The sequence below is a fragment of the Cohnella nanjingensis genome, from assembly GCF_014212125.1.
Taxonomy (GTDB): Bacteria; Bacillota; Bacilli; order Paenibacillales; family Paenibacillaceae; genus Cohnella; species Cohnella nanjingensis.
Genome location: NZ_JACJVP010000041.1, coordinates 179,867 through 195,968 on the forward strand (window position 1 = coordinate 179,867; position 16,102 = coordinate 195,968).

The 16,102-nt window shown below is 52.7% G+C and carries 8 protein-coding genes; 4 read left to right on the plus strand and 4 right to left on the minus strand.

The window, feature by feature from the left end; genetic code table 11:
* Nucleotides 1–52 precede the first annotated feature (52 nt).
* The gene (locus tag H7C19_RS24150) at nt 53–1,828 is read left to right on the plus strand and encodes an ABC transporter ATP-binding protein (protein WP_185671630.1); all 1,776 of its coding nucleotides are present in this window, start codon (nt 53–55) and stop codon (nt 1,826–1,828) included.
* Complete coding sequence (locus H7C19_RS24155) at nt 1,815–3,590, plus strand: ABC transporter ATP-binding protein (RefSeq protein WP_185671631.1); 1,776 nt, start codon at nt 1,815–1,817, stop codon at nt 3,588–3,590. The genes H7C19_RS24150 and H7C19_RS24155 overlap by 14 nt, the downstream gene beginning before the upstream one ends.
* A gap of 145 nt (nt 3,591–3,735) precedes the next feature.
* Here H7C19_RS24155 and H7C19_RS24160 read toward each other — a convergent pair whose 3' ends face one another.
* Nucleotides 3,736–7,119 (minus strand): S-layer homology domain-containing protein, encoded by a 3,384-nt coding sequence (locus H7C19_RS24160; RefSeq protein ID WP_221469448.1) that lies wholly within the window; start codon nt 7,117–7,119, stop codon nt 3,736–3,738.
* Between the two features lie 324 nt (nt 7,120–7,443).
* Complete coding sequence (locus H7C19_RS24165; RefSeq protein ID WP_185671633.1) at nt 7,444–11,475, minus strand: SwmB domain-containing protein; 4,032 nt, start codon at nt 11,473–11,475, stop codon at nt 7,444–7,446.
* A 149-nt stretch (nt 11,476–11,624) separates the two neighbouring features.
* Between H7C19_RS24165 and H7C19_RS24170 the strand changes: the two genes are divergently transcribed.
* Complete coding sequence (locus tag H7C19_RS24170; RefSeq protein ID WP_185671634.1) at nt 11,625–12,323, plus strand: response regulator transcription factor; 699 nt, start codon at nt 11,625–11,627, stop codon at nt 12,321–12,323.
* A gap of 248 nt (nt 12,324–12,571) precedes the next feature.
* On the plus strand, nt 12,572–13,726 hold the full coding sequence (locus tag H7C19_RS24175; RefSeq protein WP_185671635.1) for a HAMP domain-containing sensor histidine kinase: 1,155 nt from the start codon (nt 12,572–12,574) through the stop codon (nt 13,724–13,726).
* A 106-nt stretch (nt 13,727–13,832) separates the two neighbouring features.
* Here H7C19_RS24175 and H7C19_RS24180 read toward each other — a convergent pair whose 3' ends face one another.
* The gene (locus H7C19_RS24180) at nt 13,833–15,407 is read right to left on the minus strand and encodes a multicopper oxidase family protein (protein ID WP_185671636.1); all 1,575 of its coding nucleotides are present in this window, start codon (nt 15,405–15,407) and stop codon (nt 13,833–13,835) included.
* A gap of 242 nt (nt 15,408–15,649) precedes the next feature.
* Entirely contained in the window at nt 15,650–16,099 is a 450-nt protein-coding gene (locus H7C19_RS24185; RefSeq protein ID WP_185671637.1) for an SRPBCC family protein, read from the minus strand.
* Between the last annotated feature and the right edge of the window lie 3 nt (nt 16,100–16,102).

A 16,102-nucleotide genomic window follows, 5' to 3' on the forward strand; every position in this document is an offset into this window, starting at 1 on the left:
GGATTTCCTCTCGAAGCTTCGAGTACATAATCATACAAAAGCCGGTGATCAGATGTTTCAACTCAAGTGGTTATGGCACAATTTGATAGGAGATCGTGTACGGTATATTCTCGCGTTATGCCTCTCGGTAGTAGGCTCCTCGCTTACCATTATTAACCCCTACATCGGCCAACGCATCGTCGACACCTTCATCGCGGGCGATGACGCCATGCAGAACCTGACGCGCGAGCGGTCGCTGCTGATCGGCCTTTGTCTGGGCATGATCGGCTTTTCCTTGCTGCGCACGGGTTTGTCCTACTTTACGACCATGCTGTACGAACGCGCCTCGCAGAACATGCTGTACCGCGTCCGGATTTACTTGTACAACAAGATCCAAGGCCAGGACATGCATTATTACGATCGCAACCGTACCGGGGACCTCATGACCAAGATGACGGGCGACCTCGAGATGGTCCGGCACTCCATGGCTTGGATCATCAAAACGATCATCGAATCGCTGACGGTATTTGCGGCGGCCGTCGTGTACTTCTTCTTTATCGACGTCGAGCTGACTTGGTGGCTGCTGATCCTGTCGCCGCCGATTTTTATCGTGGCGTTTATCTTCGCGAGACGCGTACGCCCGATGTATATCGACCTCCGGGAACGCCTGTCGCAGCTCAACACCACCACGCAGGAAAATATCGCGGGCAATCGCGTCGTCAAGGCGTTCGCGCGCGAGGAGTTCGAAGTCCGGAAATTCACCGAGAAGAACGTCAATTACGCCAAGGCCAACAAAGCCGCGGCTTTGGTATGGCTCGATTACTTTCCGTATCTGGAGACCTTCGCCCAGGGATTCAACGTGATCCTGATGCTTGCGGGCGGTCTGTTCGTCATGAACGGACGCATCACCTTCGGGGAATTTTCCGCCTTCTCCGCGCTGATCTGGGGCCTCTCCAACCCTATGCGCAACATCGGCATCATCATTAACGACATTCAGCGTTTCTTTGCAAGCCTTACCAAGATCATGGAAGTCTACTATGCCCATCCGGGCATCGTCAACGCGCACAAGGCCGCGGTCAAGCGACGCTATCAGGGTCGCATCCGGTTCGACCAGGTGAGCTTCAAGTACGACAACGTGACGGTGCTGGAAGACATCAGCTTCACGGTCGAGCCCGGCGAGACCATCGCCATCATGGGCGCGACGGGATCGGGCAAGACGACGCTCATCAACCTGATCCCCCGCTTCTACGACGTGGCGAAGGGTCGCGTCCTCGTGGACGGCACCGACGTACGCAAGCTGGAGCTCGACGAGCTGCGCGGCAATATCGGCGTAGCGACGCAGGACGTCCTGCTGTTCTCCGACACGATCGACGGCAACATCGCTTACGGCAATCCGGATTTGCCGGAGGAGGACGTCACGAAGTTCGCCAAGCTCGCCGCAGCCGACGACTTCATCCGCAAGATGCCGGGCGGCTACGATACCATCGTCGGCGAACGCGGCGTCGGCCTGTCCGGCGGGCAGAAGCAGCGCATCGCGTTGGCCCGGGCCATGGCCGTGCAGCCTCCGATCCTGATCCTCGACGACACCACCTCCGCCGTCGATCTTGAGACGGAGGAGCATATCCAGAAGAGCTTGCGCGAGCTGGATTATGCCTGCACGAAGATCATCATCGCCCAGCGCGTGTCCACCACGGCGCAGGCTGACCGCATCCTCATCCTGGACAACGGCCGCGTGATCGAACAAGGCACCCACGCCGAACTTTTGGCGAAGCGCGGCTATTATTACGAAGTATTCATGCTGCAAAACGAGGGCATTGGAAGGCAGGTGACCGCTCATGGCCAGGAATAAATTCGACATCGACGAGAATTTGGAGTCGCCCTTCGACATCCGACACTTCCGGCGCGCACTCGTCTACATCAAACGGCAGAAGAAGCCGATGATCGTCGCCTTTGTGCTGAGCGCGCTATCGGCCGGCATCGCGCTCTCCGCGCCTCTCATCATGCAGCATGTCGTCGACGTGACGATTCCCGCCAAGGACAGGCTGCCGCTGGTCGGATGGTCGGCGCTCATGCTGGCTACCATCGTCGTCAGCGTCATCTTGGCCACGATCCGATCGCGCATCATGACCAGCGTCGGGCAGGATATCATCTTCGATATCCGCACCGATCTGTTCAAGCACTTGCAGGAGCTGCCGTTCCAGTATTATGACGACCGTCCCCAAGGCAAGATTCTCATCCGGGTCGTCAATTACGTCAACTCCGTGTCGGACGTCCTGTCCAACGGCATCATCAACTTCATCCTCGAGATCATGAACTTGCTCTTCATCGCCGCCTTCATGTTCGCCGTCAATGCCAAGCTATCGCTTGTCATTCTCGGAGGGCTGCCGATCTTCATCGTCGTCATGCTGCTCATCAAGACGAAGCAGCGCCGGGCGTGGCAGGCGGTGTCCAACAAGAGCTCCAACTTGAACGCTTACCTGCAGGAGAGCATCAGCGGCATTCGCGTCACCCAGATCTTCACCCGCGAAGAGCGGAACGAAGGCATCTTCACCCGCCTGTCCGTCAACTACCGCAAAGCGTGGATGCGGACCATGTACTTCAACTTCCTCGTCCCGTTCTCGGTCGACAACCTGACGACGGTCGTCACCACGTCCATCTATTTCGTGGGCTTGCTGGCGCTGGGGCCGCAGGAGATTACCTTCGGCGTCATTCTCGCCATGAGCAGCTATGCGGCGCGGTTCTGGCAGCCGATCCTCAGCTTGTCGAACCTGTACAACAGCTTCATCAACGCCGTCGCCTATCTGGAGCGCATCTTCGAAACGCTGGACGAACCGGTAACCGTAAGCGACGTCAAAGGCGCGCGGGAGCTGCCGCCGATCCGGGGCCGGGTCACCTTCGACGATATGACCTTCGCCTACGATCCGGGCCATAACATCCTGGAGCATCTGAACTTCGACGTCAAACCGGGCGAGAGCATCGCGCTCGTCGGGCCGACGGGCGCAGGCAAGACGACGGTCGTCAACCTGATCTCGCGCTTCTACAACGTCACAAGCGGCAAAATCCTCATCGACGGCGAAGATATTTCCGAAGTGAAGCTGAAGTCCTTGCGCAGCCAGATGGGCATCATGCTGCAGGACAGCTTCATCTTCTCCGGCACGATCCTGGACAATATCCGCTACGGCAAGCTCGACGCCACCGAGGAGGAGATTATCGCCGCCGCCAAAACCGTATGCGCCGACGAATTCATCCGCGAGTTCGAGCAAGGCTATAGGACGGAGGTCAACGAACGCGGCTCGAAGCTGTCCCAAGGACAGCGGCAGCTCATCTCGTTCGCCCGCACGCTCCTCGCCAACCCGCGCATCCTCATTCTGGACGAAGCGACTTCGTCCATAGACGCGCGAACCGAGCGCCTGCTCCAGAAGGGCTTGAACGAATTGCTCAAGGGACGAACTTCTTTCATCATCGCGCATCGCCTCTCCACGGTGAAGAACTGCGACCGCATCCTATACGTCGCAGACAAAGGCATCGCCGAATCCGGCTCGCACGACGAGCTGATGGCGCTGCGAGGCCGGTACTACAAGCTGTATTCCGCTCAGAAGATGGAGGCTTAAACTCCTGGAAGCATAAGTAAGCATAAACAAGCCCCCGATCTCAATAGAGATTGGGGGCTTGTGCGCTTTTCATATGGCACGCGTAGTCAGCCGCTTTTACATTGTACTCAACCTAGGCGGGTTATTAAGGGGGCCCTACAAGTTATCAGTCCGTCATTCCAAGCGTTTGCAGAATCCTAATGAGCACAACCGCCGCCTGTGCATGTGTCGTTTCACCCTTCGGACTGAACGAATTTGCGCCTGTTCCGGTCATGATTTGAAGCTTGACCATCAAGCGAACGTCCTCCAGATAGGCTGCATCCACGCTCACGATATCCTTGTAGCCGTCCAAGCTAACAAATTCCTTGGTGATCGGCAGCTTCTCCAGTGCAACGGCTTCCGCCAGCATGCTCGCCATTTCCTCGCGGGTCAGAGGCTGATCGGGTTTGAAGCTCTTGTCGTTTACAAAGTTTAATAGTCCAAGCTCCTTCGCTTTGGATATCTCTTCGAAGTACCACGCGCCGGGCTTTACATCGTCATAAGGCGAATTACTGCCGGTTGATGTGCCTCGTCCCAGCGCCCGGGCCAGCATGGCGGCAAACTCCGCTCTTGTCACCGCTTTGTTTGGGTCGTACTTGCCTCCGCCAACACCGTCAACAAGTCCTTTTGCTGCAGCCAGCTCGACAAACGTTTGCGCCCAATGCTTTTGCACATCGGTAAAGCTCGCCGCATTTTCCGCCACAACATACGTGCTATTGGAATACGAGCTGATCATCACGCACCATACGCCATCGATCTGTACTTTCTTGGCAGGGACAAACTCGAACTGCTTCGTCGTTTCGTCGTAGCGGAACGCACCCCATTGCTCCGGCATGACCGTCATGTTCTTAGGCATTGGGATAACCCGAGTAAGCGCCTGGTTGAACTTGTCCGCGGTTCTGATCGTTTGACCTATCTTCGTGTTGATGATGTCCATGTGGAACTCGACAATCGCGCCCATCACTTTGCCGTTAGGCAAGCCGGCTGCAAGCGCTGATTGAATCCCCTTGTCGCCGGAATTGTCGGTCAGCGTGATCTTGAAGCTCATATCCTCGGCTTTCAGGTTGTTCTTGGCTAGTAAGTCTTGCAGCCCTGGGATCAAGGAAGCCAGGTTTGCCGGCACTTGATAGTTGCCGTATGGCGTCTTGATCTCGATAAAGAAAGTAGCGTTTTTGTCTTCAAAGCTCGTTAAAATGCTAGCTGGTATGCTCACATAAGCTACGCCATCCTTTGGAGTCGCCTCAAGCGTGACGGACGGCTTCGTGATGTCGATTGTAGTCGGGTCTATCGAAACGCCGTTCATGTCGATGACCGGCGAGTCAGGCGTTGGCGTTGGCGTTGGCGTTGCCGGTGCTGGTGCTGGTGTTGGCGTTGGCGTTGGCGTTGGTGTTGGTGTTGGCGTTGCTGGCGTTGAATCGCTCACTGTTATCGCGAGCGTCTGCGACGATCCGGCGCTGAAAGTAAACGTCAAGTTTGTCGTCCCGTTCGGCTGTGCTGCCAAGTAGGATTTCTTGATCGTCACCGCGTTGTCCGCTACGGAATAGTCCGTTCCCTCCAAGGTCGTCGTGCCGTTGGCGATGCTGCTTAGCGTGTTGCCGTACAGTGTCAATGTCGTCGATACATCCGCATTCGCTGCCGCTCCGGCGTATTTGTCGAAGCTTGCGCTTGCTGGGCTTATGAATGGAGCGCGCCTATCAAGAAGCGTTACCGTTCCGGACGATTGCGAACCTTCTACGGCATTGCCCGCCAGGTCATAAATGGACGCGCCATCTGCCGGCACCACTTCAATGGTTTCATTACCATTCGGAATCCCTGTTACGTCAAGCAATACTCGAATGACGGTCTCTCCGCCCGTCAAATCTCCTCCATCTGTTTTCTTTACAGAATCAATAGAAACCGTGGAAGCACTTCCTCCATTTCTATTGAAGTTCAATCGTAAGGCGCCTGAAGTCAAAGCGCCCGTGCCATTACTCGTAGCAAATATACCTTCGCTAAACATCACATCGACATAGGCATTGCCATTGCCTAATGTGTGGCCTGTAATCGTTGGGGCTGTTGTATCGATCAACACGCCCGTCGTGTTGCCTACGTTGTTTAACGTTAGATCCGCTTCATTGCCTACCGCATCCTTCATCGAACCGCCATTCAGCGACAAGGCTGCAATGGCAATACCGTCGTTGTCATGATCTCCGGCTTGTACGGTGTACCTAAATTGTAATGTGTGCGTATTTGACAACGTCCCGTTAATCAAGGAGGCTATACGATCCGTTCCTCCTATTTGGATATCGAGCTGCGGTGTCTCTACTCCTGTAAACGTAATATTCTTACTCATAGTCACGGTAAAATCTAATGAATCGCCGGTTTTATAAGAACCAGCGTTTGGTACCGCTACACTGGATATCTTTGGAGCTATTGCATCTACGAATATCCTAGTTGTGTCGGGGACATTGGTTGGTGTTGAGATCGCTGCTACAGGGTTGCCCGCAGCATCATGAATCGCATTTTTGCTTAACAATTCGCCGACATCAATTCCATCCGTATCCAAATCTCCGGGTTGAACGGTATAAATGAAATGAAGGATTTTACCGGATTCGGTAGACACATACGAAGCTGCACGATTCGCTCTACCGATAATCAGTGTTAGCTGCGGTGTAGAAGTTCCCGTAACCGTAATATTTTTACTCATGGTCACTGTAAACGCTAATGAATCGCCGCCTTTATACGTAGCGGCGTTCGGTACCGCTACACTATTGATCGTTGGAACTGTTGTATCCACTAATACGTTCGCTGTGCTGCCTACACTATTTAACGTTAAGTTCGCATCGTTGCCTGCTTGATCCTTGATCGACCCGTCATTCAGCGATAAGGTTGCCCCAACAGAAATACCATCAACATCCATTTGTCCAGGTTGCACGGTATAGCTGAACAGCAACGCTGTCTTCGAACCGCTTTCAGCTGTCTCCAAAACGCTTTTATAGGTAGCTTGAACAACTGTTGCTCCTATATTCAATGAGATACTTGGAGTCCCCGTAACGAATACGGGCTCACTCATGTGTACTTTAAAATCCAAGGTTTTTCCTGCACCATACCAGCCACTGACAGGAACCGATACGCTCACCACAGTTGGTCTCACCGTGTCAATGGCGTAATTGTTAGACTGGGCGGTCCCGCTCCCCGCTTCGTTATCGGCATTTACGACTCCGGCTTTGTAAAGCGTGATGACATTCGTAGGGGCGTTGATATTAGCAGCCGGCGTAAGTTTTGCAGTCCAGACGATATTATTATTCGTTGCGAGGTCGCTTAGGGTGCCGTTCTCCACAAGCAGGTTTGCAATACTAAATCCGCTCACCGCTTCCGAGAAGGTGATCGTCACTAGCGAAGTTTCGCCGATAGACAATTCATTGTCGGCGACTACAATGGTGGCATCTGAAGGGGCGGCAAACGCTCTGTCGGTTAGGTACAGAGGAAGCGTCCCTAAGATCAACAATAATCCTAGAAATAACTTCAACATTCTTCTCGCTTGATACATATCCTTAGTCCCACTCTCTAAATTTTACTCTTTTGCTATTAGCTGTTTCCTTGAAAACGTGCAATAAGCGCCTTAACACGGATCAATTCTAACACATTAATTTCCAACTGTCGTGATTTCTGCTTACACCTCCCACGCAAGTCCAAAACAACTGCCTTTTTTAGCCAAGGGGGATCGAACCCCTGACCTCATCGCTGCCAGCGAATCGCTCTCCCGCCGTGGTCGGGTTCACAGCCTAAACGATGACAAACCGACCCGCCTGATAGCGTTGCTCTACTCAGGCGGGTCGGATTTTTTATTGCTTATTTACCAAGGTCCTACAATAACACCAGTCGTATTCGTTGCCAATGGATTCCCAGCTGCATCGGTTATTGTTCCGTTCCCGCCTGCCGTATACGTTACGGTTACACCGGTTGCAGAGGAGGCAGACATATTGCTTACAGTGAGCACCACTTGATCCGGGGTTCCTCCAGGGGCAATACCTGTAACCGCATATGTTACGCCCGGGCTGCCGGTTTGACTCACCACAAAACCGCCAGCGTTTGATTTCGTAACCGTTGCTGTTGCCGCATCTTCGCTCAATATGACCGTAATTTGCGTAACGCTATTTCGAATTGCGAGCGACAGTGTAGGCGGTGTGGTATCCGGCGCTGTCGCTACGGCATTCGTTACCGTTTGCGGTGCAAACGATGCAAGGACGCCGCCGTCCGCTGCCGTCCATTCACCCGGCGAATATTGTAGAAATGCTACGTGGACGGTTTGTCCGCTCGTTAAAGGAGTCGCAAGCCTCAGGTCGATTTTGGTTGTCGTGCTATTCAGTGTTGCCGCCGATAAAGGAACGGGCGAGAAAAAATTGTTATTTGCAAACACGCTAAAATAATTTTCCTTGCCCGCAGGATCAGCCATCGGTTTGTCAAACGTAACGGTGACAATCGTACCCGTCGCATTCGTCGTCGCGCTCACGAAGTTGGGCGCCGTCGATCCCACCGCGTTCGATACGGGCTTCGGCGCTGCAAATGTAGCGAGCACCCCTGTGTCTGCTGCAGTTACCGTGCCTGCTGTATACATGACGTCAACCGCTTGTCCGTTCGTCACAGGAGTCGTTAGCGTCAAATCAATTTTATTTGTGCCTCTCAGCGCTGCCGCTGTGACGGGATTGGGAGCGCCATTTACGTTCACCATAAATTGACCTTGTGTGCCTGTCGGATCGGCCATCGCTTTGTTGAACGTTACGGTGACAATCGTACCCGCCGCATTCGTCGTCGCGCTTACGAATGCAGGCGCCGCTAGCACCGCGTTCGTAACCGTTTGCGGTGCAAACGATGCAAGCGCCATCGTGTTTGCAGCGGTCACCGTGCCGGCTGTATACGCTACGGTAACTGTTTGTCCGCTCGTCACAGGAGTCGTTAGCGTCAAATCGATTTTGTTAGTGCCATTTAGTGCTGCCGCCGTGACGGGATTAAATCCGCCACCAACGTTCACCGCAAATTGACCATGCGTGCCTGTCGGATCTGCCATCGCTTTGTTGAACGATACGGTAACGATCGTACCCGTCGCATTGGTCGTTGCACTTACAAATGAAGGTGCGATCGGAGGCGACGGCGGTGCCGGTACGGTATTCGTTACGTTTTGCGGCGCAAACGTTGCAAGAACCCCTGTGTCTGACGCGGTTACGTTTCCCGCAGCGTACGCTATCGTGACGGATTGCCCGTAAGTCACTGGAGTCGCAAGCGTCAAGTCGATTCTCGTTGATGCGCTATTCAGCGATGCCGTTGTTACGGAATGGGGTACGCCATTTACATTCACCGTAAATTGACCCTGTTTACCTGCCGGATCTGCCATCGCTTTGTCGAACGTTACGGTTACGATCGATCCCGCCGCATTGGTCGTCGCGCTTACAAATGCAGGCGGCGTTGCCGTCACCTTATTCATTACGGGATGTTCTGCAAACGATGCGAGTAATCCCTTGTCTGCCGCGGCCACTTTACCGATTGTGTATACGTACGATACCGTGACAGATTGTCCGCCTCTCACAGGAGTCGCAAGCGTCAAGTCGATTTTATTAGTACCATTCAGCGCCGCCGCTTTTAGGAAGTTGGGCTGGCCATCTGCTTTCACCGAAAAATTACTATGCATGCCTGCCGGATTTGCCATCGGTTTGTCGAACGTTACGGTGATGATCGTACCCGTCTCATTGGTCTCCGCACTTACAAATTCGGGCGACTCTACCATCACTGCATTCGTTACCTTATATGCTGCAAACGATGCAAGCTGCCCCGTGTCTGCCGAGGTCACTGAGCCTGCCGTATAAGCTACGGTAACCGATTGACCTTTCTTGACTGGAGTTCCAAGCGTCAAGTCGATTTTGTACTGCGCGGCATTGAGCGCTGCCGCTGACACCAAGACTGGTTTGCCATTTACGTTTACCTTAAAGGAGACGTGCGAGCCTGTCGGATCGGCCATCGGTTTGTCGAACGTTACGGTTACGATCGATCCCGCCGCATCGGTCGTCGCGCTTACAAATTTAGGTTGCGGAATCGTCACCTTTACGGGCAACTCAAAAGGCTCAATATACCAATTGTCTGCTGTGAGCAGAAGACCCATCCCCATAGTCGAAACCGGTGCATACGCCACCTTGACCGTTTGTCCGGGCTTCACTGGATATTTAAGCGTCAAATCGATTGTGCTTGCGTCCTTCAGCGTGACCGCGCTTACGACATTGGGCAAGTAGTCTGCTGCCACCGCAAGTTGGCCAAGCACATTTTTCGGTTCTTTGATCGGTTTGTTGAATCTGACCGATACAATCGTACCGTCCTCATTAGTCGTCGCACTTACAGGTGACGATCCGCTCATTTTTACGACATTCGAACTGTTTGAAGCTGCAGAAGTCATGCCTGCAATATTTTTGGCTTTGACCGTGAACGTGTAATGTTCTCCAGCCTTTAGACCCTTAACTTTGATTTGATTACTTTGACCGTCAGCAGTGATGCCGCCCGGATAGGATGTCACCGTGTAGCCGGTTATAAAAAATTCGTCTTGCGGAGATGTGACGGATATGAGTGCCTCGCGAAATCCCGTTTCTTTCGCCATGGTGATGGTCGGCGTCGGCGGTGCTATGAACGTTGATCCCGGCTGTATCTCGAATAAGATGCCATCGGGCGACGTGAACAGGATCGCTTTGTCGATTGTACCGTTGCCAACCACATTGACGGGAGAACCTACATTCATTTCGGAAACATTCGCTCCGCCGCCCAAGCTGACCGTGCTTCCCCCGGCATTCGGACCGACGTTCACATATTGGATTTGGCCTCCCTGAATGAAGATTTTCGTCGGCGTATTAATATTCACCGTTTGAACATGGGTTGGCATTCCAGGGACATCGCCTTGTTGAATAATGACCGGCGTTTGAACATCAATTTGTGAAGCGGTCGATCCGATAAGCACGATACGGACGGGTTCGTCTTGCGTACGTTCAACAAATACTCCGGTAATTAAAGAAGATAGATCAATGACGATGGAGTGCTCGCCGCCGCCGTTGACGAGCGTTTTCCCGCGCACGGTCACATGCTTCAAATGTGCGTCTCCGTCTCCGACAGAAGCCGCAATTCTCAAGCTGCCTGTAATCTCCATGTTTCTCAAGGTTACGCCCGGCGCAGCAATCGTTACATTGCCCTCCATGATTTCGTTTCCGGATTCGGGACCGTATGTCCCCGCTGTATCGTATACAACGCCAATAACGCGCTGCAACGTTACGATAGCTTCCGCGCGGGTAATCGGGCGTTCCGCTCTGAAACGGTTGTCCTCATAACCTCTCATGATGCCGCTCTTCACAATGGCGCCGATCGCATCCTTGCTCCAAATCGGGAACGAAGCGCTGTCGGCCAAAGAATCCGCCGCTTCCGCATTGCCTTCCAGCTTCTGCAGACGGGACACGATCGAGGCCGCTTCTTGGCGGGTAACCTGATTACCCGAGCGAATCGTCTGGTCATCGTAGCCTTGGATATAAGCCGCTTGAACCGCTAGTTGTACGTCAGCATATTCCCAATCGGAAGCCTTCAAATCTTTGAAGCGAATGTCCGCTTTTTTCGTAAAAGAAAAGGCCCGATTGACAAGCGCCATCAATTCCGCCCGCGTAATCGGCTCGTCCGGCTTTACCGCCCCGTCATCGTACCCCTTTAAAAGACCTTTTTGCATCCAATCGTTCAATGGCGCCTCTGCCCAATGCCCCTTCGTATCAGATGCCGCTGCAGCGCCGATTGGGGACGCAAACGCCGAAAACAGCATACAAATCGAGAGGATAAGTGTCGCTAACCGGCTTGTCTTTTGATTTGAACTCACAGATCCATTCCTCCATTCGATCCCTCGTCACAATCCGACAGTATTCATGGTATCAAACCAAACGCCGAAATGATCTTAAAGCAATCTTAAAAACCCGACTCATTCTCCGATAAATAGGAGTAGAATACTTGAATCCTAGCGGGTGACCTATGGAAAACAACCTTATTCTAGTTGTGGACAATGAGCCGGAGCTATTGGAGCTTGTCGAGTTTCATCTAATGGAGAACAAATTGCGTGTCATCATAGCGGACTCCGGAGCTGCCGCACTGAAGCTTCTTGACGAAACGGCGTTCGACCTTGTCATCCTGGATATCATGATGGACGAAGTCGACGGGTTTGCGGTGCTGGAGCGGATCCGAGAGATCGGTTTGGAGATGCCCGTCATTCTGCTTAGCGCCAGGCACGATGTGGACAGCAAGATATACGGTCTCGGCATTGGCGCGGACGATTACGTCACGAAGCCGTTTAGTCCCTCCGAGCTGGTCGCCCGTGTGCTCGCGCATCTTCGCCGCGCCCATAAAGCGGTGCCGATCGAACAGGCGATATCGTATTCATACGGCAGCCTGACGCTTCATCCGGCAGCGCAAATCGTATATAAAGGGAAACAAGCCATTCTCCTTTCCGCCACGGAAACCCAACTTTTGCTCGCCCTCATGAAGCGCCCGAACCAACCCATCGCAAAAAAACAGTTGTTCGAAGCGGGTTGGGGACATGCCCATTATGATGAAAATTCAATTAACGTCTATATGAATCTATTGCGCAAAAAAATCGAGGACAACCCCCGCGAGCCTCGGTACATCCAGACGGTGTGGGGAGTCGGATACGTATTGGCAGGCGATCCAGGATGAAGTTGAAAACGAAGATGGCTTGGATGATCGCGCTGTCCATCTCGCTAGTGGTTATGTTGCTGGTCGCGATGCTCTATGCGTTTACCGCCTTGTTCGTGTCCGGATACAATCATGTCAAGCTGCAACAAATGAGCCGTCTGCTTGCCGAGCGGATCGAACTTGCGAACGTCGGGAACGAAAACCAGTTGGCCCGGGAGCTGCGCCAATTCGGGAGCCCATACGAAGGGATCGGAATGGAATTGTACGGCATGGACGGGAAGCTGCTGTATTCTTCCGTGAACCGCACCGAACCTTACACCTTGTCGGAGTTGCTGGAGCGTTTCGTTGATCAGCCGGAACGAATGTTCCATGGAAAGGACGTTTCGTTCGTTTACGACATCGCTGCCGGCGGCAATCGCTATTATGTCGTGTTCGATGTGAAAGGCAGCGCGCTTCAGCAAGTCCAAGTGTACCTTTATTTCAATCAATATTCCGCCTGGCCGTTTTTACTTATACCGTTATTCCTGATTATCTTCTTGCCCGCGTTGTTTGCATTTCTTTTTTTGCTGTTCGTCACTCGCAGACTGCGCGGATTGAATAACGCGATGCAGCGAGCCGATTTGCGGCAAGCTCCTGTCCGTTTGCAGGACAGGTCCGGCGATGAGATCGGAGCGCTGTCCCGTTTGTTCAATGAGATGTCCGATAAGCTGCACCGGCAGTATGCCCATACCCGGCAAGTCGAGCAAGCGCGCGCACAGCTGATCGGGAGCCTGTCCCACGATTTGCGAACGCCGCTGTCGATCATTCAAGGATACGCGGAAACGCTCCAGCGCGGTTCGGCCCAAGATCCCGACACCCGGGTCAGACACTCGACGATTCTTGTACAGAAATCGGAATATATGAACCGATTATTGGGCCAACTGTTCAGATTGGCCCAGCTCGACGATCCGTCGACGGCATTTCGGATGGACCGCGGCTCTATCCCTAACCTTTTGCAATCGATCATTGCAGAATATGTGCTTGTATGGAACGATCAAGGAATCGAATGGCAAGCGGACATACCTGAACCCCATGCTTATGCTCTTTTCGATGAAGCTTCTTTGACGCAAGCGTTTCGCAACTTGATCGACAACGCCATCCTTCATGGGAGCGACGGCAAATATGTGGGCATTCGGATAAGGACCTCGACCGAATCGGTGCAGATCGACATCGAGGATCGAGGGAAAGGAATTCCGGAGGAAGAGCTCGCGCATATTTTCGAGCGATTTTATCGAGGGGATAAAGGCAGACGAAGCAACGGCATGGGAATCGGTCTGTCATTTGCAAACGAAACGGTCATACAGCATGGCGGGAGCATCGCCGTCCGAAGCGCCCCGGCCTCAAGCACCGTATTTACGGTCAGCTTGCCGTTAGCGATCGAATAATGCCTCGTCCGTGCGGAACGCCCCACATTGGTTCGATCAACGTAAGTCCAACCAAACAAAAAAACCACACCGATTGGTGTGGTTCATCTTATGTGTTTGGTGGACCTTAGCGGGATCGAACCCATTTTTTTCTGGGGATTCCCTTGCCGCGGACGACTCTCATGGGCCTCATCATATCATAGTCCTCGTGCTCCAGAATATGACAATGCCAAGCGAAAAGGCCTGTAAAGGGAACGAACCTTGCTATGATTTTGGTCACTTGGCCCGGGTTCGCCCGGACAACGTCTTTCCATCCCCGTTCATTAGGCGCAGGAGGGATGGCCCGGCCCGTGTAGCGAATTTTATTGGTCTTGTTGTAGAAATTCACATCGAACGGCCTGCGGCTGAGCACTTGGAATTTTACCAGATGCAGATGCATAGGATGCGTGTTCGTACCGGGGTTTACGAAGTTCCATACCTCAATGGAACCGAGAACAGGCTTCTCCGACACCGGAGCTTCAAAGCCTCTGTTATTCAGCTGCTGAACCATTCTTCCGTATTTGTCCGTGGTTGAGCTTAGCTTCATCCATCGCACACGAAGCGCCTTGGAAGGCGACAATCGAGGGATAGCGCTCAATTTGGCGGGGATGCGGCTCTTATCCGGTGAGGTTAGATGACGGCCTACCCGGAATTGCATGATTGTCCCCGTCGTATTGGGATTCGGCAATGTTCCTCCCGGGAAGGGCGCCCGCGCATGATTGGTAAGCACGATGTTCTGGCCTTTGTGCTTCGAAAAATCAATGATCACATCCGCCCGTTCGGCTACGCCGAGAGTGATCTGTTTCACCCGTACCGGTTTGGACAACAAGCCTTGATCGGATCCGATTTGAATAAACGATTGTCCGGAACTAAGCTTAATCTGATAAAAGCGGGAATTCGAAGCGTTAATGATACGGAACCGGTACTTTCTTGGTTCCACATTCAAAAATGGCCATACGGTCCCGTTGACCATAATGGTGTTGCCGAAGAAAATCGGAACGATGGAAGGGTTGACTCCTTTTACCGGTGGCGTCGTATTGCTTGGGTAGAAGAACTGCCCGTTCTTCTTGAATGACCTGTCCTGGATGATGAGCGGGAAATCGAACTTCCCTTTCGGAAGCGGAAGAGAGGACTCGTGAGCATCCGTCAGCAGATAGGCTCCGGACAAGCCGGCATACAGATTCAAGCGGGTAATCCCCAAAGCGTGGTCATGATAGAACAAAGTGGTTGCGTTTTGGGAATTCGGATAAACGTAAACTTTTCGTTTGAACTGGGGGCCGACTACCTTGAAGTCGCGGCTGAACCAGGCGGTAGGGTATCCGTCGCTTCCTTGACGGGCTACGGTGCCGTGAAGGTGAACGACGGTGCGAACTTGGGGGTTGTTAGGGCCGGCTCCCATAATTGTTTTATCGACAGGTAACAGATGCTTCAGCGGTAACTTGTTCATCCATTTGGCGTGAACTCGCTCGTTTTTGCGGGCGCGGATGGTAGGCCCCGGAGATCTCCCGTTATATCCCCACACTGTAGTAAGCGGCAGATCGCGATGCAGCCTTTGCTTAAATTGAGTCATTTTTACTTGATAAAAGGTCCCTTGCGGGCCACGTCGAATCGGTTTTAAAGTAGGTGGTATGGCTAGCGGGGTAACAAATTTTTTAAGCGGCAAAGGGCGCTCCTCCAGTTCAGAATTAGTACCAGGGCCAATGTGTATGCCTTCCGACCTCTGTGTTACAGTCTAATGCCGAATAGGAGGATTTGCGCCGTACAGCAGCCTAATGCTCTATCTGGATTGATCTTTGAAGGCCCGTACCATCAAGGCACGAGCCTAGACACACCACATGAGTAGAGTAAGTAATAAAAATAAAAAAACGGCATCGCTGCCGTATCTGGGTAGGTTTGGTGAACGCGTCAATTCAAATAGTCGCACAAGCCGCCTTCTAAAGAATTTGTCCAACTATTATTGTGTTTTTTCGCTTCTTTCATCGTGGAGAAGTTAGTATGCGTAATAACAAGCTCCGTGCTATTGTCCTGATCGACAAAGTCAATCGTAACAAGTGTTTCTTCCGAATCGTCACCTTCAGTTACCCACTTCCAAGTGAACGATAGCTTATCATTAGGAACGATCTCTACATATCGACCTTCTACCGTATGAATCTTGCCATTGGGAGCTCGCATATGAAAAAGATATTTCCCTCCAATGGAGACGTCCATATGTCCAATGGTCGTCGTAAAACCTGTCAGCCCCCACCATTGCTTTAACTGTTCTTCCCTCGTCCAAGCCAGGAACACGCTTTCCTTGCTCGCGTTGTATACACGATGAAGCTCAAGGAAAAACTTCCCATCCTGCATTGATATCATGAA